Genomic DNA, 18,084 nt, shown 5'->3' with positions numbered 1-18,084 from the left:
GGCTTCACGCTCCACTGACGGGACGATGGTGACCTGGTAGCGACCTGTAGGATTCCCCCCAATGGCGGTCGCGTCACCGGCTCCGGAGTATATGCCCGACGCCGAAATTAGAATAGGCACCGAAGGACGGTAGGCCGGCCTCAGGCCTGTCTCGCGGGCCACCCGCGCCACCAGGCCTGCGCGCGCACGGCGCGGCTGGCGGCATCGCCCGTGGCGCTGTCGTCGAGGTGGCAACGCATGATGAAGTGCGGCCGCGTGAGGCGGATCAACAGGGGCAGCACCGTCACCGAGCCGACCATGTGCGAGAGGGTCAGGAGCGACAGCAGCATCGCCATTTCCGACTCGAAACGCAGCGACGAACCCGGCACCCAGTAGGCGATGCCGGCGATGACGGCGATGGCGGTGAACAGCACCGCCGCGCCGGTGGTGGCGAGCGCCACCTCGATGGCGTCGTCCAGCGTGCGATGGCGCACCTCCTCGCGGATACGGTCGAGCATGTAGATGGCGTAATCGACGCCCAGCCCCACCCCCACCGCCGTCACCGGCAGGGTGCTGACATTCAGACCGATGCCGCGAAAGCCCATGTAGGCGCGGTTCACCATCACCGCCAGCGCCAACACCACGAACACCAGCAGCGCGGCGTTGAACGAGCGGTAGGTCAACAGCACCGCCATCATCACCATGGCGATGATGAGGCAGGTCTGGCGCAGTTCCGAGGTCGCCACTTCCTCGTTGGCGGCGGCGGTGGTGCCGACGATGCCGCCGGCGAACAACGCCTTCACGCCCGGCACCGTGTGTGTCTCGAGGTAGTCACGGGCGGCCTGCATGGCGGCGTAGATGGTGGCGCCCGTCGCGTCCTTGAAAAACACCACGAAATTCGCCACGCGCCCGTCGAGATCCATGAACTCGGTGATGACGCCCGGCACCGAGGCCCCGGCCTGGTACATGAACAAGGTGTTGCCGATGTCATTCTGGGTGAGTGGCAACAGGCCCCAGCGCGGGTCGTCGTAGTGATACAGACGGTTGACCGCGCGCACCAGGCTCGGGATGTCACGGGTGCCGCCGTAGCCCGGCGTCGCGGCCATGAAGCGCGCGAAATCCTCCATCAGGTGCACCGCGTCCGGCGCCTTGATGCGGTCACGCTCGTTGCCTTCGAAATAGATGCTGAGCTGGCTGGCGCCGGCGAAGTCGGTGGCGATGCTCCGCGCCGAGACGTTGTACTCGGCGTCCTGGAACAGGATCGGCGAACCGGGCTTCTCCTCGCCGATAATGGTCTCGCGGCCCCACACCAGCGACACCGCCAGCACCACCGCGGTGGCGAGGGCGATGGGCAGCGCGCCGCGCTTGGAAGTCAGGAACAGCGCCAGTGTCGCCATGGCCTGGGCGTAGACGTGCTTCTGCGCGGCGAGCTTGTGGCTGGCCGGCGCCGGCAGGAAGGACAGCACCAGCGGCACCAGCAGCACCACCGTGATGAGATTGCTGAACGACCAGAACGCCGCGAAGTAGCCGAGCTTGGCAATCAGGGGAATCGACGACACCGTCAACACCAGCAGGCCGGCGACGTCGGTGAAGATGCCGATGGAGGCCGGCACCAGCAGTTCGCCCATCGAGGTGCGCACGGCCATCTCGCGCGTCATGCCGACGCGGATCTCGTCGTGGTAACGCTCCATCATCTGCACGCAATGGCTGGCGGTGCGCGCCGAGATCACCATCGGCACGACCAGGATCAGCGGATCGAGGTTGTAGCCCAGCCAGCCGACGAAGCCCAAGCCCCACAGGCACGACATCACCGTGCCGAGCAACGGGATCAGCACGCCCGACAGGGTGCGGAAGTGCAGGAACAAGAGCAGCACCATCACCGCCAGCGTGACGCCGAAGATCACCCACAGCTCGTCGGCGTAGTGATAGATCCAGCCCTTCAGCATCGGCTCGCCGGCCACGTACAGGCGCGTCTCGCCATCGGCCTCGACCTCGGCTTTCAAGGCCTGGAGGCGCGTGAAGATGGTGTGGTAGTCGAGCCGCTCCTCGTCGAAACCGGCCACCACCAGCGCCGCGCGGCCGTCGGTCGCGACATAGGTGCCGAACACCACGTCGTTGTTGAAGGCTTCCTCGCGCAGGCGCTTCAAGTCGTCGGTGGCGTCGGGAATCGCGAGCGGCAGCACCGGTTCGGACTTGATGGTGCCGCCGGCCGTGGTGCGCACGCGGCGGATCTTGTTATGCGCGATGCTCGCCACCTGGTAGTGGTTGACGCCCGGGATCATGTCGACCTGGTCGGTGAGGTGGCGGATCTTCTCCAGCGTCCGCTTGGTGAAGATGTCGCCGTCGCCCTGCACCTTGAGCGACATCGCCACCACGTTGGCGCCGCCGAAGGTCTGCTTCATGCGGTTGTAGGTTTGAATGTAGGGATGCTCGGCGGGCAGCAGGTCGGCGAAACGCGAATAGACCTCGATGCGCGGCAGCGCGGCAGCCAGCAACAGCGAGGGCACGATGATGAACAGCAGCGTGAGCGCGCGATGGTCCAGGCACCAATGGGCGATGCGCTGCGCGCGCGGGCCGGACGTGAGAGTGGACGACACGTGAATTCCTCGCGGTTCGAAGGGTTGGGCTGGGCGGTGGTACCCTAAGTCAGCGTACCTTGGGGAACAACCACCGGACTTGATCGCGATGAATGCCGAACCCGATGGGATGAACCTCGCCGCGCTGCGTTTCGACAACCGCTTCGTCGCCGAACTGCCGGCCGACCCGGTCGAGGACAACTACCGGCGCGCGGTCGAAGGGGCGTGCTGGTCGAAGGTGGCGCCGACGCCGGTCGCGGCGCCGCGCCTCGTCGCCTTCTCGCCGGAAGTCGCGCGCCTGCTGAATCTGACCGACGCCGACTGCCGGTCGCCGGCCTTCACCGAGGTCTTCGCCGGCAACCGCCTGCTGCACGGCATGGTGCCCTACGCCACCGTCTACGGCGGTCACCAGTTCGGCAACTGGGCCGGGCAGCTGGGCGACGGGCGCGCCATCAATCTCGGCGAAGTCGTGAACAACGCCGGCCAGCGCCTTGCCCTGCAGTTGAAAGGCGCCGGCCCCACGCCCTATTCGCGCGGCGCCGACGGCCTCGCGGTGCTGCGCTCGTCCCTGCGCGAATTCCTGTGCAGTGAAGCGATGCATCATCTCGGCGTGCCGACCACCCGCGCCCTGTCGTTGGTCTTGACCGGCGAACAGGTGGTGCGCGACATGTTCTACGACGGCCACCCACGCCCCGAGCCCGGCGCGGTGGTGTGTCGCGTGGCGCCGTCCTTCACGCGCTTCGGGCATTTTCAGATCCACGCCGCGCGCCAGGATCTCGCGACGCTGGAGAAACTCGTCGCTTACACGCTCACCACCGACTTTCCGGAACTCGGCTTCGATGCCGCCGCGCCGCTCGCCGCGCGCAAGGATGTCTACCTGCGCTGGTTCGGCGAGGTATGCCTGCGCACCGCGCGGCTCATGGCCGACTGGATGCGCGTCGGCTTCGTGCACGGCGTGATGAACACCGACAACATGTCGATCCTGGGGATCACCATCGATTACGGTCCCTACGGCTGGCTGGAAAATTTCGATCCGGACTGGACGCCGAACACCACCGACGCCCAGCAGCGCCGTTATCGCTACGGACAACAGCCGCAGATTGCACTGTGGAACCTGGTGCAACTCGCGAACGCGATTTATCCATTGATAGGAGAAGCGCCGCCGCTCGAGGCGGCGCTCGATGGCTACGGCGAGGCCTACCAGCGCGCCATGCATACCGCGATGGCGGCGAAACTCGGCCTGCGCTCACTCGACGGCCCGCACGACGATGCCCTGCTCGGCGAACTCCTGGGCCTGCTCGCCAGTATCGAAACCGACATGACCGTGTTCTTCCGCGCCTTGGCGGGCTTTGCGCCCGGCGACGCGAACGGTGAGGTCGACATCGAGGCCTTCCTGCGCCTGGTCGGCGACGCGTATTACGTGCCGCAGCAGATCGATGCCCCTTACCGCGAACGCCTGGCCGCCTGGCTGCGACACTACGCCACGCGCCTGCGCTCCGACGACAGGCCTCACGAACAACGCCGTGCGGCGATGAACGCGGTCAATCCCCGCTACGTCCTGCGCAACTACCTGGCGCAGCTCGCCATCGACGCCGCCGAGGCCGGCGACAACAGCAAGGTCGATGAATTGCTGGACACGCTGCGCCATCCCTATAGCGACCAGGCGGGCCGCGATCACCTGGCCGCCAAGCGTCCCGACTGGGCGCGCCAGCGCGCCGGTTGCTCGATGTTGTCCTGCAGTTCCTGAGGAAGCGCCATGCTCGAACACGATCTCAGCGTGATGAAACCCGATTACGACGGCGGCTCGCTGGTCAACCTCATGCGCAGCCTCGGCGAGCGGCTCGGCGTGCCGGCCAACGGCTATGCGCCGCTGACGCTGCTGCCGGCTGACCGTCTGCGCCATGCCCAGCGCGTGGTGCTGCTGGTCATCGATGGTCTCGGCGATGCGCTGCTCGAGCAGCTCGGGCCCCACAGCGCGCTGCGCAGCTTGAAAGTCGGCACCATGACCTCGGTCTACCCGCCCACCACCGCCACTGCCGTCACCACATTGATGAGCGGTCTCGCGCCCCAGCAGCACGGGCTGACCGGCTGGTTCATGCATTTCCGCAAGCTCGGCACGGTGACCGCGGTATTGCCCTTCATGCCGCGCTACAGCCGCACGCCGGTGTCGGGCGCCGGCGTACCGCTGGATGCGGTGGTGGACGTGCCGAGCTTCTGTGCCGGCGTCGACGGTGAGAGCGTGGCGCTGCTGCCGGCCATCATCGCGGATTCCGATTTCAGTCGCGCGGCGGGGCGCGGCGCGGCGCGTATCGGCTACCGGGACATGGCGGACTTCGCCGCGCGGCTCGACGCGCTGTGCGCCGGTGAGGGCGATGCGCGCTACGTGTATGCCTACTGGTCGGACTTCGATCACATGGCCCATGTGCACGGGCCGTCGAGCCCGCAGGTGGCGGCGCATTTCCAGGCGCTGGATCGTGCCCTTGCCGGCATCGCCGATACTTGTGCGAAACACGGCACAGCGCTGGTGGCGACCGCCGATCACGGCTTTCTCGACAGCGGACCGGCCGAGCGCGTCGATCTGGCCGACCATCCGCGTCTCGCTGATTTTCTCACCCTACCGCTATGCGGCGAACCGCGCTCGACCTACTGCTACGTGCGCCATCACGACGCCGCGCGCTTCGAGGACTACGTCGGCAACGAACTCGCGCCCTACACCACCCTCGTCAGCAGCGCACAGCTGGTGGCCGACGGCTGGTTCGGCCACGGCACACCGCACCCCGAACTCATGGCGCGTATTGGTGATTACACCCTGCAGATGCGTGAGCGCTACACCATGCGCGACCTCGTCACCGGCGAGCGCGACATGGACTTGTTCGGCATGCACGGCGGCGTGACGGCGGCGGAGCAGAAGGTGCCCTTGCTGTTGGCGGGTACCTAGCGCGAGGTCGAGGGCCGGGAGCGACGCGCAGCCCGGCAACGCCTAGCGGTAGTCGCCACTCGGATTGAACGCCGCGCCCGGCGCCAACAGGCCCTGCCCCGGTACGTGGTTCACTTCGATGCGCGTGCCTATCGGGTCTTCGAACAGCACCGAAAAATATCCCGGCGCCCAGGTGCCTTCTTCCGGCCCGTGCACGATGGTGGCATTGATGGACAACAGGAAAGCATGCACATCGCGCACCGCCTGCTCGTCGCGCACGCGTAAGCACACGTGATGCAGGCCGGGACGGGTCTGGATGAAACGCTCGTGTTCGTAGGCCGGGTCGCACTTGCTGATGCCGATGGCGGTGCGACCGCCGACGAAATACATCATCTCCTCGCCATCGAAGGTGCGCGTCAGGCCGAGAAAGCTCAGCAGCCTTTCATAGAAGTCGCGACACGCCGGCCAGTTGCTGACCGACAGGATGACGTGGGCGATGCCGTTGATTTCAACCATTGGAACCTCTTTGCCGTTGATTAGATGTGCAGCACTCTTTCTTTGTGGGTCAGACTTCAGTCTGACTTCGCTGCATGTCAGACTGAAGTCTGACCCACAAGATGCCAGTGAATCCTTCCTAGCCCACCCACAACCACACCACCGTCGCCAGCACCCAGCTCGCTTCGTTGGCGGCTTCGCCGATGGCCATGCCGAGACGCGCGCGATCGAGGCCCGCTTCGCGGATCGACGCGATGATCTGCGCGAGGCGCATGCAGATGGTGACGTGGCCGGCGGTGAAGGCCACCACCGAGATGCCCTCGCCGCCCTCGCGAAAGATGTTCCAGGCCAGGGTCAGCTGCGGCACCGCCTTGCAGAACACCGCGTAGGCGGCGTGCAGCATCGGATCGCCGAGTCTCAAGCCGCGCGCGCGACCGATGGCGGTCGCAATCACCACACCGCCCAGCGTCAAGGTGGCGGTGACGCTATCGACCAAGGTCCATTCCACGCCCGGCGAGACCAGCAGCAGCACGAGGTTCGCCGCGCACACCCCCGTCCACAGACTGTAGATGGTGATGACCTGGCGCGAAATGCGGCTCGCGAACTTGCGATGGGCGCCGATGGCGAGCCCGAGATTGACGAGCAGGAAAGCCACCCAGAACGCCATCCAGGTGACGCTGACGCCTTCCACCGACTCGAGCATGCGGCGGAACTGCGAAATGCCGAACAACAGCGCGCAGCCGGCCTGCAGAAAGAACAGGCCATCCGCCACCAGGCGCGCACGCCCGGCGTTGTGCGCCACCGCGCTCACGCCAGCGCGAGCAGCGCGCTGCCGGTGGTCTTCACTTCGCCGTGCTGGTTGGCGGTCGAGATCTCGACCAGCACGCAGCGTTCGCCATTGTGCTCGCGTTTCTCGACTACCTTGGCACGCGCGGTGATGGCGTCGCCGATGCGGGTCATGGCCATGAAGCGCGTGTTGAACTGGCGGATGGCCGACTGCGGCAACCAGCGCGTCAGCACGCGGCCGCTGTAGGCCATCACCAGCATGCCGTGGGCGATGACGTCGTCGAGGCCCGAGGCCTTGGCGAAATCGCTGTCGACGTGCACCGGGTTGTGATCGCCCGAAGCGCCGCAGTAGATGGCGAGCGTGTGGCGGGTGACCGGCGGCATGGCGAGCGGCGGCAGCTCATCACCCACCGCCACGGCATCGAAATTGGGTAAGTTCAGGGTATTCATGGTTCAGGCCCAGCGGATGACGATGGTGCGATCGAATTCGGCAACCGGCAGCCCTTGCTGGTCGGTGACGAAATTGCGTTGCACGAGAAACTGCAGCGCGCCGCTCTTCTTCTCGTAGATGTCGATGAGTTCGGCGCTGAACGTCAGGGTTTCGCCCGCGTAGGCGCTGCGGTGGTAGGTGAAGGACTGCTCGCCATGCAGCACCTGGCCCAAGGGAATGCCGAGCTCGGTAAACCAGTCGTAGGGATCGGCGCGTTCCATCTCCAGGCAGAACAAGAAGGTCGGCGGCACCGGCAGCGTCGGATGGCCGGCGGCGCGCGCCGCGGCTTCGTCGCTGTAAACGGGATCAGTCTCGCCGATGGCCTTGGCGAACAGGCGCAGCCGGCCTTTTTCCACTTCGGCCTCGAAGGGCGCCTGGCGATAGCCGATGAATTTGTGATCGATCATGTGACTCCCCTGAGGCATGTGGGTCAGACTTCAGCCTGACTATTCGAAGTGGGTGCCTTTCGATCCGCAGGTGTCAGACTGAAGTCTGACCCACAGACATCGCTCACGCAGCGCCCCGAATCTTGCGCAGATCGCGAATCAACTTGCGCCCGAGCGGCGCCAGCAGGTCCGGCACCAGCCGATAGCCCCACCACAGCAGCTGCGCGTAGGCAGGAAACACGATCATGGCGCGGTTGCGGGCCACGCCGTCGAGGATGCGGGTCGCCGCTTCCTCCACCGACACTTTCCTGAACGGTATGCCGGCGATGAGCTTCTCGCGCGAGGCATTCACCACTTCGGTGGCGTTGAAGATGTTCGAATCGACGAAGCCCGGGCAAACCGCGGACACGCGCACGCCGAGATCCTCGCCTTCGGCGCGCAAGGCCAGCGACAGACCCACCACCGCGTGCTTGGTGGCACCGTAGGGCGCGTTGGTCGGAAACGGCACCAGGCCCGCCAGCGACGCGATGTTGACGATATGCCCGCAGCCCTGCCGGGCCATGGCCTTGTAGGCGGCATCGCTGCCATACACGACGCCCATGAGATTGATGTCGATGACGCGCCGCCACTGCGCGATGGACAGATCGCGTGCGTCGCCGGTGATGGAAATGCCGGCGTTGTTGAACATGAGGTCGAGCCGCCCGTGCGCGGCCACCGTGTCGCCCACCAGCGCCGCCACCGCATCGGCATCGGTGACGTCGAGGGTCACGGCGCGGGCGCTGTCGGGCCGCATGGCGTTGATGGCGGTCGCCACCTCGGCCGCGCCCGCGCCATCGATATCGCTCACCACCAGCGTCGCGCCGCGGCGCGCGAGTTCCAGCGCCAGCGCGCGACCGATGCCGGACGCCGCGCCCGTGATGATGCCTACCTGCCCCTGCTCCCGCATGCGTCCCCCTCGTGCACGCGGCCGACCCGCGCGGTGGCTTATGATGATAACCCCAAGCACTCCGGCCACAGCACCCATGAGCGAATCCCTCGCCGCCACCATCGCGTCCGTACAGGACAAGTTGCGCATCACACCCGACAGCGCGCGCGTCAGCTTCCAGTCGAGCTCGCGCCTGACCCATGGCTTTCGTTCCGAGGTCAGCATCCGTCAGCACGGCCTCGTCATCGACGAACCCACGGCCCTCGGTGGCACCGACAGCGGCCCCAACCCCATCGAGACCTTGCTGGCCGCGCTCGGCGCCTGCCAGGAGATCACCTACCGTGCCTACGCCACCGCACTCGGCATTGCCCTCGATTCGGTCTCCGTGCGGCTCAGCGGCGACATCGACCTGCGCGGCTTTTTCGGTGTCGACGACAAGGTGCGCGCCGGCTTCCAGAACATCCGCGGTGAGGTACACATCACGTCCAACGCCAGCGCCGCCGAGCTCGCGCGCCTGAAGGCCGCGGTCGACAGCCACTGCCCGGTGCTGGACATGCTCTCGCAGCCGGTGCCGGTCACGCTCGAACTGGTCCGCGACTGACAGGAGGCCGCCATGAAACTACTGCCCTGCGTCGAGGTGGAGCCGCGCGGCGCGGCCAATGCCACGGTGATCTGGATGCATGGACTCGGCGCCGACGGCCACGATTTCGAACCGGTGGTGCCGCATCTCGACCTCGCGCCGGGACTCGAGGTGCGTTTCATTTTTCCGCACGCACCGTCCATCCCGGTCACGCTCAACAACGGCTTCGTGATGCCGGCCTGGTACGACATCCTGAGCCTGGAACTGGAACGGCGCGTGGACGACAGGCAGCTGCGCGCCTCCAGCGCCGCGGTCGGCGCGCTCATCGCCCGCGAGAACGAGCGTGGCATCCCCAGTGAACGGGTGGTGATCGCCGGCTTCTCACAAGGCGGCGCCGTCGGTTTCGAACTGGCCTTGACCTGGCCCGAGCGCCTGGCCGGCCTCATCGCCCTGTCGACCTACTTCGCGACCCGCGACAGCATCGTGCCGCATGCCGCCAACGCCGCCCTGCCGGTCATGATTGGCCATGGTAGCCACGATTCGATGGTCGACGAGCGCTTCGGGCAGCAGAGCGCGGCGCGCCTGCGCGAGCTCGGCCACGCCGTCGAGTACCACAGCTACCCCATAGAGCACAGCGTGAGCATGGAGGAGATCAAGGATATCGGGCGCTTCGTCAGCGCCTGCCTGACGGCGCGTGCTACCCCTTAGCGTTATAAGTCCGACCGCGAGGACCTGCCCCCTATATAAGTCGGCCTTATCACAGGTATAGCCACGCGGTCTTTTACACGGCGCGAGCACGCCCCCTAAGCTGCGCTCGTGCCGGCCCCAAGATCGGCCCGCAGGACATCACAAACCGGCGCGCCCGCGCGCGCCCCAGCCCGCCAAGAGGAGAGGTCAGATGGATTTCGGATTTGTATTCATGGGTGACGTGCACATCCACAAGGACGTCAAGTACGCCGAGGATCATGGCTTTTCCCACGCGTGGCTGTACGACACGCAGATGCTCGGCAGCGAGGTCTACGCGACCATGGCGCTGTGCGCCGACCGCACCAGCAAGATCAAGATTGGCCCGGGCGTGACCAACCCCGCTTCGCGTATCGCGCCGCTGTCCGCCTGCGGCATGGCCACCATCAACGAACTCGCGCCCGGCCGCGCCATCATGGGCATCGGCACCGGCAATACCACGCGCCGCACCATGGGCATGCCGGCCGCCAAGGTCGCCGAACTCGAGGAACATGTACGCATCTGCCGTGACCTGTTCGACGGCAAGATCACCGACTACAGCGAGGGCGAGCGTCATCGCAAGATCAAGTTCCTGAATCCCAATCTCGGCTACATCAACATCAAGGACCGCATCCCGATCTACATCTCGGCCAGCGGCCCCAAGGTCGCGCAGCTCGCCGGCAAGTGCGCCGACGGCGTGATCCTGTTCGGCGCGGTGCATCCGGACCTGGTGAAATGGATGGTGGGTGAAGTGCGCAAGGGCGCCGAGGCCGCCGGTCGCGATCCGGACAAGGTCTACGTGGTGTCGATGACCGCGTTCTACATGACCGACTCCAACGAGCAGATCGAGACCCGCGCGGTGCGCGAGGCGGTCGGCCCGATGGTGGCGTCCAGCAGCAATATCTTCGCCCTGTCCTGCCACAAGGATCCGAATGCCCTGCCGGGTTCGCTGCGCGATGACCTGATGGGCTTCACCGACGTCTATCGCGAGCCGAATGCGCCGATTGAAACCCGTCACCTGAAGCTCTACGAAGGGTATTTGCAGCACTTGAAGGACGAGCACGAAGCGCTGATGACCAAGAAGATCATCCAGGCCACCACCCTGACCGGCACCAAGGCCGAGGTGCTGGGCATGATCGAAGCGATGCGCGACGCCGGCGTGCACCAGGTCGCTATTCAGCCCATACGGCCGTCGCGTGAAGTGGTGGATCAGATCTCGAAGGAGATCATGCCGGTCTTCAAGTAAGGCCGGGCGCAAAGCCTGCCCGCCAATGTCCGAATGAATTCGGACCTACAGCGCGGCCGCGCGATCTAACGCGCTCGCCGCCTGCCCTGTAGGTCCGATTTCAATCGGACATTCATCAGCGCCTCACGACATGGCTCACGCCATCAAGTGAAAGCTGCCGAACAGGTGGCTGCGCTGCGCTTCTATTTCTTCCATGCTGTAAGCGTTCTTGAGCTGCACGAGTTCGACGGGGCTCAAGGCCTTGCCGGTAGTCGAATCGTCGGCCGGCGACACACCCGGCGTCTTCGCATCGCCCGCTTTCGCTTCGTCCGCTGCGCCGGGCGTGGCCTTGGCCGCCAAGGCCGTGCCGGGCTCCGCCAGCGGCGTGGCGTCGAGATCCGGATGGACTATCTGCTTCAAGGCGACGTTGGCCGCCGCGAAGGCCGCGCCCAGCGGCCCGCCGAACAGGGCGCCGCCGGCGATGCGGATGGCCGGCGCGGCGACATCGCCGGTCAGGTTGCGATACAGGTTACCGATGATCGGAATGTGCTGAATGGGATTGATGAGATCCAGCACGTCACGAAAATTGAAGCCGTCGTCGCCGAACAGCTTCACGCCACCGATGGACCAGGGAGCCGATGAAGCGGCAGCGGTCGCCGGCGGGGCGCGCATGGCGGGGGGTTCGTGATTCAAAATCTCAAGCCTGCTGACAGTAATGGTCGGAGATTTGCAATCGCCGTGCCGGCTCGAAACTTGGGAAAAGCGCCATCCATTGTGGGTCCGACTTCAGTCGGACAGCCGGCTGAAGGCCGGCGCTCAAGGAATATTTCCGCGCCCATGTCAGACTGAAGTCCGACCCACAATGGAATCTCGGCGGATTCTGGCGGCCAAGCCTTGCCGCCCCGGCGGCAAGCGCTTGCCGCCCTTGCCGCCTACAGATCGTTGAAGGCCTTGGCCGCAATCTGCCCGATCTCCTCGTCCTGCTGGTAGGTGCCACCGCTTTCACCGAGCGCACCCAGCATCACGCCGTCGGCGTTGCGCAGCACGATGCCGCCCCACACCGGCGTGTACAGCGGATCGCAGAACCAGGTGATCTCGCGGCGCTCGTCACCGAGCGACATGTCGAACAAGCGCGTCTTCAGCACGCGCGTATCCATCTGCCACTTGGTGGCGGTATAGGCCTTGTTGTAGGCCATGCGCGCGTTGAGCGCGGTGGCGCCGTCCATGCGCGCGAGATGGATGAGATCGCCGCCGGCATCGACCACCGCGCCGGCAAACTTGATGCCGCGTTTTTCCGCTTCGCTGAGCATGGTGTCGACGATCATGCGCGCTTCTTTCAATCCGAGTTTGTTGGCCATGTTGCTTGTTCCTTGTGAGTTGGGATGAGAGTCGTCTAGCGCAGGTAGTCCACCAGCACCTTGGCAAGGTGGTCCGGGCGGTCGAGCGTCAGCCAGTGGCTCGCGCCTTCCACCCTGAGGTACTGCCAGGGGCCGTCGACGTACTGGCCCGAGGTCGCCATCTGCACTTCGGTCAGGTAGGCGTCGCCACTGCTCCACACGCCGAGCGTCGGCACCGGCGTGCGCGGCAATACCCAGCCTTCGGGCTTCCAGGTCTCGACGTCGACATTGGCGCGATACCAGTTGAGGCCGGCGGTCAGCGCGCCGGGACGCGAGAGGTCGCGGATCCAGCTTTCCATTTCGCTGTGATGCTGGAACAGGTCGCGAAACCACAGCCAGTTGTCGCGCGTCAGGATCTCTTCGGCCAGGCCGCGGCGCATGAACAACAGCATGTACCAGGCGAGGCGCCGCTGCGCGAGGCCGGCGTTCCATAGCGCCGACAGGTGGCCGACGGACAGCGCCACGTGCTTGACGATGCGCTCGGGATGAAAGGCCGCGAGTCCCCAGCCGACCGCCGCGCCCCAGTCATGGCTGACCAGTTTCACGCGTTCGAGACCGAGTTCATCGAGCAGCGCGATGGCGTCGCCGATCACTTCGCGCAGCGCATAGGCTTCGACTTCCTGCGGCTTGTCCGATTCGCCGAAGCCGCGTTGGTCCGGCGCGATGACGCGAAAGCCTGCCGCCACCAGCGTCGGGATCTGGTGGCGCCACAGGCGTGCCGAATCGGGGAAGCCGTGCAGCAGCAACACCGGATCGCCCGCGCCCTCCTCGGTGATCTGGAAGTTGTATTGCCCGAGTTTCAATCTGCGCGTGCCCATGAAGCGGCTCCTGACCGATAGCTGCGATGGCGCATTATTCGCACAAGGCAGGCTTCACGCCCAGTCACGCCTGGCGTCGTGCCTCGCGGGGCAAAGCAGGTTAAGCTTTTTTCCATGCGTGACTACCACCCGGCCAAGACCGACTTCCTCGCCCCGGAGGTGCGTCGCCATCCCTATCCGTACATGGCGTGGCTGCGCCACGAATCGCCGGTGCACTGGGTGCCGGCACTCGATGCCTACCTGGTCACGCGTTACGACGACATCGCCGCGCTGCTGCGCGCCCCCGAAACCTTCTCGTCCATCGCCATGCGCCGCCAAGGACCGGGACGTGAAGCCGAGGCGCGCGGCGGCAACAGCGTCATCACCGCCGATCCACCCGAGCACACGCGCCTGCGCCGCCTGCTGCAGGACGAGTTCCGCATGCGCCCCCTGCGCGAACTCGAACCGCGCATACGCGAACTGGTGGACGGCCTCGGCCACGCCGTCGACGCGCGCGACGCTTTCGACCTGGTGCAGGACTTCACCATCCCGTTGCCGGTCACGGTCATCGCGGAGCTGCTCGACATCGAACGCGCGCGCCAGGACGACTTCAAGTACTGGTCGGACTGTCTCATCAAGTTGCTCAATGATCGCGAAGGCCCGGCATGGCTGCGCGCCCGCGCCGGGGTCTTCGACCTCATCCAGTATTTCGGCGAGGTGCTGGAAGGGCGCAGCCACGATCTCGACGGGCGGCGCGACATCCTGAGCGTGTTGCTGAACGCCGAAGCCGAGCAGCGCGTCAATCGACGCGAGATCATCGCCTACTCGATCCTGCTCCTGACCGGCGGCAACGAAACCACCACCAATCTCATCGGCGGCATGGTGCTGGCCCTGCTCGATCACCCCGAGCAGCTTGCACTGCTGCGCGACGAGCCGGCACGCATCCCCAATGCCATCGAGGAAGGTCTGCGTTACTGCTCACCGGTGCAGGGCGTATATCGACGTGCCATGCACGATGTCGAGGTGGCGGGCACCACCATCCCGGCCGGCCGCGACGTGGTCGCGCTGCTGGCATCCGCCAACCACGACGAAAGCAAGTTCACCGCGCCGGAAGACTTCGACGTGCTGCGCCATACCGGCGGCCAGGCCGGCTTCGGCATGGGCATACACCATTGCCTCGGCGCGCACCTGGGGCGTCTCGAGGCGCGAGTCGCCTTCGAATGGCTGGTGCCGCGCCTGCAGCGCTTCGAGCGTGGCTTCGATGACGTCACCTGGAACGACAACTGGTTCGTGCGCGGCCCGCAAACGCTGCCGTTCCGCTGGCGTGCGGCGTGAGCAGCGCCCGCATCATTCGCCCCGTATCAAACTTGCCGTGCTGCTCGCGGCGGAGACCTTGCCCATGAACGCCGACACCCTGCCCGCCACGCCGCTGCTCGAGATAGTGTCCGACGTGGTGTGCCCGTGGTGTTATGTCGGCAAGCGTCGCCTCGCCCAGGCGCTCGCCCAGCTCGGGGACTTCCCGCTGCGCATCCGCTGGCGGCCCTACGAATTGAATCCGGGCATGCCGCGCGAAGGCATGGCGAGACGCGAGTATTGCGAGCGCAAGTTCGGCTCCGTCGAGCACGCCAACCACCTCTATGCGCGGGTCGCCGCCGCCGCGCAGGCCGACGGCCTCGCGCTCCATGTCGAGCGCATCGCGCGCACGCCCAATACCCGCGCCGCCCATCGTCTCATCGATTGGGCCGACCGGCACGGCCGCCAGGACGCGGTGGTCGATGCCTTGTTCGAAGCCTATTTCGTCAACGGCGAGGACGTCGGCAAGCACGCCGTGCTCGAGGACATCGCCGCGCGCGCCGATCTCGGCCGCGAGGCCGCCGCCAAGATGCTCAGCGCGCCGGATGGCGATGCCGTCATCGAGGCCGCCGAGAATGACGCCCATGAACTCGGCATCAGCGGCGTGCCCTCGTTTCTCTACAACGGCCACCTGTTGTTCTCCGGCGCGCAAAGCGCCGAGACCATCGCGCTGTCGCTGCAACGCGCGCGTGCGCGCGGCCTGTGAGCGGCGTTTCATGAGCCGCGCGCGACTGCCCTCGGCCGCCAACGCGTGGCTGGCGCCCCATGTCACGCTGCTGCTGGACAGCCATCGGCGCCTGACCGGACGCGAACTGCTGCCGGCCGGGCAGGACGCCACCGCGCTGGCACGCCAGGCCTTCGAAGCGCCTTTTGCGCTGTTGTCCCATGGCCTCGAAGCCGATCCGTTGTTCAACTACGCCAACCTCACCGCCCTCGACCTGTTCGAACTCGACTGGCCGGCGCTGCTGGCGCTGCCCTCGCGCGCCTCGGCCGAAGCGCTCAACCAGGAAGCGCGCGCGCGGCTCATGCAGCAGGTTCTGGAACGCGGCTACATCGACGATTACAGCGGCGTGCGCATCGCCAGCAGCGGCCGTCGCTTCGTCATCGAGCAGGCCACGGTGTGGAATGTCATCGATGGCGATGGCCGTTTCCATGGCCAGGCCGCAAGTTTCGCGCGCTGGCGCCGCTTACCCGACTGATGGAGCCGGCCATCGGCCGGTGTTGCGAGGAGCACCGCGATGTGTCGTTTCACGCTCTATCTCGGCCCCGACATCCGCCTGGCGAGCCTGCTGCTCGACCCCAGCCACTCGCTCATCCGCCAGTCCACCCACAGCCGTGAACGCGAGGAGCCGCTCAATGGCGACGGCTTCGGCGTCGGCTGGTATGCACGTGCGCTGGCCGGCGAACCGGCGGTGTTCCGCTCCATCACGCCGGCCTGGAACAACCGCAACCTGCACAACCTGGCGCGGGTGGTGGCCAGCGATTGCATCCTCGCCCATGTGCGCGCGGCCACGCAGTCGTCAGGTGTCAACGAGGCGAACTGTCATCCCTTTCGATTCCGGCAGTACCTGTTCATGCATAACGGCGACGTCGGCAATTTCCGTCGCGTGCGGCGGCGCCTGCTCGACTCGGTGTGCGACGAAGCCTATTCGAACGTCTATGGCAGCACCGACTCGGAATGCTTCTTCGCCTTGTGCATCGACGAGTTGTTGCAGCAGCCGGCCGGCATGGCCGCCGATGAACGCCTGGCCAGCGCCCTGGCCAACGCGCTTGCGCGCATGGCCGGACTGGTCGCCGAGCATGGCGACGGCGCGCCGAGCTACATGAACTGCGCGCTGTCGGACGGCGAGAACGCGGTGGTGTCGCGTTACACCGATGACAGCAGCGACAGCCCCGAGTCGCTGTACTACTTCCATGGCGCGCTTTACCCTGCGATTGCCGAGGCTGCGCAACACGACAAGCAGCTCGGCCGCCACCCGGTCATCGTCAGCTCCGAACGTCTCACCGACGACGACGCGTGGACGGCGATACCGGACAACACCATGGTGGTGGTGCGCCGTGGCCACGGCCCGCAATTGCGCGCCATCCGACACTGACGTGCTGCCGCCCGCACCGTCCCCGAACCGCAGGAGTTGATGATGATCCCGCCGCGTCCGCGCATTCTGCTCACCAACGACGACAGCCATGACTCGCCGCTGTTCCTGCTCGCGATTCGCACGCTCAAGCAGTTCGGCGATGTCGAGATCGTGGTGCCGGCCACCGAGCAGAGCTGGAAAGGCAAATCCATGACGCGCTACGGCGCCCTGTACGTCGACCGCATCGACCTGCATGGCACACCGGCGTGGTCGGTCAGCGGTACGCCGGCCGACTGCGTGAACCTCGCCATCCACAACCTGCTGGCCGAGCCGCCGCACCTGGTGGTGTCGGGCATCAACATCGGCAAGAACGTCGGCCTGGGCTTCACGCTCGCGTCCGGCACCATCGGCGCGTGCCTCGAGGCCAACATCGCCGGCCTGCCGGCGCTGGCCTTGTCGCAGGAAATCGCACCGGAGGAATTTCGCCATTGGGATGCCGAGCGCAGCTTCAAGGCAGACACCATCACGCGCGTCACGGCGGTGGTGGAAGCGAGCTTGCCCGATATCTGGCGTGAGCTGGTGGTGCCCGACGACTTCGAAGCCACCACCTGGAACGTCAACTTCCCGTTCAAGCGCGCGCCGGACAGCGGCATCGTGCGCGCGCGCCTGGGCTTGAGTTACTACCGCGGCTGTTTCAAGCAACGCGGCGATCAATTTCATCATGCCCTCGCCAGCGCCGAACTCGATACCCATCCCGAGACCGACGACGCGGTGCTGCAGGCTGGCCATATCAGCGCCACGCGCATCGACATCCGCACCTTGGGACAGCACCGCTAGGGCGCCGCGCCGGCAGGCCGCGCCTACAGGTAGTCCTCCAGGAACCAGGCCGCGAACGCATGGCGGCCACTGACGCCGGCCTTCTGGTAGATGGATGACGCCTGCTGGCGCACGGTCTTCTCGAGCGTGTTGCGCAAGGCCGCCACCTCTTTCAGGCTGAGGCCCTTCAGCAACAGCCAGCCGACTTCGCGCTCGCTGTCGGTCAGGCCCCAGCTCGCGAACTGCCTGCCGATGAACTCGCCAAGCTGACGCCGCTGCGCCTGCTCGCCGGCATCGCCGCCGGCGGCGCGCTGGGCGGCTTCGGCGAGTTCCGCGCGCAGCGCCGCGAGCTGGCTTTGCTGGCGACGATGGCTGCGCAGCAGCCACACCACCGCGCCGCCGGCCAGCAGCAGCGCGGCCAGTTCACCGACCAGGTGCAGGACATCGGAACCATGGGCGATGTCGTCCAGCAGATCGCTGATGCTGGCGAGCGCCACCACACACAGAAGGATCAGCAACAGGCTGTCGCGCAGACTGGTCAATCTCATTCCTCGGCCTTGATAT

General features: G+C 66.2%; 20 protein-coding genes. 10 read left to right on the top strand and 10 right to left on the bottom strand.

Translation table 11 applies throughout. The features are described 5' to 3' along the window. Window positions 1–140 precede the first annotated feature (140 nt). Entirely contained in the window at window positions 141–2,576 is a 2,436-nt protein-coding gene (locus tag IPM80_01090) for an MMPL family transporter (GenBank protein MBK8957039.1), read from the bottom strand. Window positions 2,577–2,664: 88 nt separating this feature from the next. Between IPM80_01090 and IPM80_01085 the strand changes: the two genes are divergently transcribed. Next, window positions 2,665–4,302 (top strand): YdiU family protein, encoded by a 1,638-nt coding sequence (locus IPM80_01085; protein MBK8957038.1) that lies wholly within the window; start codon window positions 2,665–2,667, stop codon window positions 4,300–4,302. A 9-nt stretch (window positions 4,303–4,311) separates the two neighbouring features. Beyond that, window positions 4,312–5,493, top strand: coding sequence for an alkaline phosphatase family protein (locus IPM80_01080; GenBank protein ID MBK8957037.1), 1,182 nt, complete (start codon window positions 4,312–4,314; stop codon window positions 5,491–5,493). Window positions 5,494–5,535: 42 nt separating this feature from the next. Here the strand turns inward: IPM80_01080 and IPM80_01075 are convergent, their stop codons facing one another. From IPM80_01075 to IPM80_01055, 5 genes are all read right to left on the bottom strand, one after another. Continuing rightward, window positions 5,536–5,988, bottom strand: coding sequence for a VOC family protein (locus IPM80_01075; protein MBK8957036.1), 453 nt, complete (start codon window positions 5,986–5,988; stop codon window positions 5,536–5,538). Between the two features lie 118 nt (window positions 5,989–6,106). Further along, window positions 6,107–6,778 carry a hypothetical protein gene (locus tag IPM80_01070; protein MBK8957035.1) on the bottom strand — a complete coding sequence of 224 codons (672 nt, stop codon included), beginning with the start codon at window positions 6,776–6,778 and terminating at the stop codon, window positions 6,107–6,109. Then, window positions 6,775–7,203 (bottom strand): MaoC family dehydratase, encoded by a 429-nt coding sequence (locus IPM80_01065; protein ID MBK8957034.1) that lies wholly within the window; start codon window positions 7,201–7,203, stop codon window positions 6,775–6,777. The genes IPM80_01070 and IPM80_01065 overlap by 4 nt, the downstream gene beginning before the upstream one ends. A 3-nt stretch (window positions 7,204–7,206) precedes the next feature. Then, window positions 7,207–7,650 (bottom strand): MaoC family dehydratase N-terminal domain-containing protein, encoded by a 444-nt coding sequence (locus IPM80_01060; protein MBK8957033.1) that lies wholly within the window; start codon window positions 7,648–7,650, stop codon window positions 7,207–7,209. Window positions 7,651–7,753: 103 nt separating this feature from the next. Next, a complete protein-coding gene (locus IPM80_01055; GenBank protein MBK8957032.1) occupies window positions 7,754–8,575 on the bottom strand; it encodes an SDR family NAD(P)-dependent oxidoreductase in 822 nt (273 codons plus the stop codon). Window positions 8,576–8,651: 76 nt separating this feature from the next. Here IPM80_01055 and IPM80_01050 point away from each other — a divergent pair, with 76 nt between their 5' ends. From IPM80_01050 to IPM80_01040, 3 genes are all read left to right on the top strand, one after another. Further along, a complete protein-coding gene (locus IPM80_01050) occupies window positions 8,652–9,155 on the top strand; it encodes an OsmC family protein (protein ID MBK8957031.1) in 504 nt (167 codons plus the stop codon). Between the two features lie 12 nt (window positions 9,156–9,167). Next, window positions 9,168–9,842 carry a dienelactone hydrolase family protein gene (locus tag IPM80_01045; GenBank protein MBK8957030.1) on the top strand — a complete coding sequence of 225 codons (675 nt, stop codon included), beginning with the start codon at window positions 9,168–9,170 and terminating at the stop codon, window positions 9,840–9,842. A gap of 190 nt (window positions 9,843–10,032) precedes the next feature. Beyond that, window positions 10,033–11,103, top strand: coding sequence for an LLM class flavin-dependent oxidoreductase (locus IPM80_01040; protein MBK8957029.1), 1,071 nt, complete (start codon window positions 10,033–10,035; stop codon window positions 11,101–11,103). 135 nt (window positions 11,104–11,238) lie between these two features. On the opposite strand, the gene IPM80_01035 is transcribed toward IPM80_01040, so the two are convergent. The 3 genes from IPM80_01035 to IPM80_01025 all read right to left on the bottom strand — a co-directional run bounded on the left by IPM80_01035 (window position 11,239) and on the right by IPM80_01025 (window position 13,297). Continuing rightward, window positions 11,239–11,754, bottom strand: coding sequence for a hypothetical protein (locus IPM80_01035; protein ID MBK8957028.1), 516 nt, complete (start codon window positions 11,752–11,754; stop codon window positions 11,239–11,241). A 260-nt stretch (window positions 11,755–12,014) separates the two neighbouring features. After that, entirely contained in the window at window positions 12,015–12,440 is a 426-nt protein-coding gene (locus IPM80_01030; GenBank protein MBK8957027.1) for a heme-binding protein, read from the bottom strand. A gap of 35 nt (window positions 12,441–12,475) precedes the next feature. Beyond that, on the bottom strand, window positions 12,476–13,297 hold the full coding sequence (locus IPM80_01025) for an alpha/beta hydrolase (protein MBK8957026.1): 822 nt from the start codon (window positions 13,295–13,297) through the stop codon (window positions 12,476–12,478). Window positions 13,298–13,411: 114 nt separating this feature from the next. Between IPM80_01025 and IPM80_01020 the strand changes: the two genes are divergently transcribed. From IPM80_01020 to surE, 5 genes are all read left to right on the top strand, one after another. Then, window positions 13,412–14,611 (top strand): cytochrome P450, encoded by a 1,200-nt coding sequence (locus tag IPM80_01020; GenBank protein MBK8957025.1) that lies wholly within the window; start codon window positions 13,412–13,414, stop codon window positions 14,609–14,611. Window positions 14,612–14,675: 64 nt separating this feature from the next. After that, complete coding sequence (locus IPM80_01015) at window positions 14,676–15,335, top strand: DsbA family oxidoreductase (protein MBK8957024.1); 660 nt, start codon at window positions 14,676–14,678, stop codon at window positions 15,333–15,335. 10 nt (window positions 15,336–15,345) lie between these two features. Beyond that, on the top strand, window positions 15,346–15,828 hold the full coding sequence (locus IPM80_01010) for an MEKHLA domain-containing protein (protein ID MBK8957023.1): 483 nt from the start codon (window positions 15,346–15,348) through the stop codon (window positions 15,826–15,828). A 39-nt stretch (window positions 15,829–15,867) separates the two neighbouring features. Next, window positions 15,868–16,725: a class II glutamine amidotransferase gene (locus tag IPM80_01005; protein MBK8957022.1), complete on the top strand. Its 858-nt coding sequence runs from the start codon at window positions 15,868–15,870 to the stop codon at window positions 16,723–16,725. A gap of 39 nt (window positions 16,726–16,764) precedes the next feature. Continuing rightward, window positions 16,765–17,541 carry a 5'/3'-nucleotidase SurE gene (surE, locus tag IPM80_01000; GenBank protein MBK8957021.1) on the top strand — a complete coding sequence of 259 codons (777 nt, stop codon included), beginning with the start codon at window positions 16,765–16,767 and terminating at the stop codon, window positions 17,539–17,541. Between the two features lie 23 nt (window positions 17,542–17,564). On the opposite strand, the gene IPM80_00995 is transcribed toward surE, so the two are convergent. Continuing rightward, window positions 17,565–18,068 carry a DNA-binding response regulator gene (locus IPM80_00995; protein MBK8957020.1) on the bottom strand — a complete coding sequence of 168 codons (504 nt, stop codon included), beginning with the start codon at window positions 18,066–18,068 and terminating at the stop codon, window positions 17,565–17,567. Window positions 18,069–18,084 lie beyond the last annotated feature (16 nt).

It is taken from the genome of Pseudomonadota bacterium (assembly GCA_016719885.1).
GTDB lineage: Bacteria > Pseudomonadota > Gammaproteobacteria.
The sequence above is the reverse complement of the archived record's forward strand: the minus strand, read 5'-3'. Positions and strand labels throughout refer to the sequence as shown.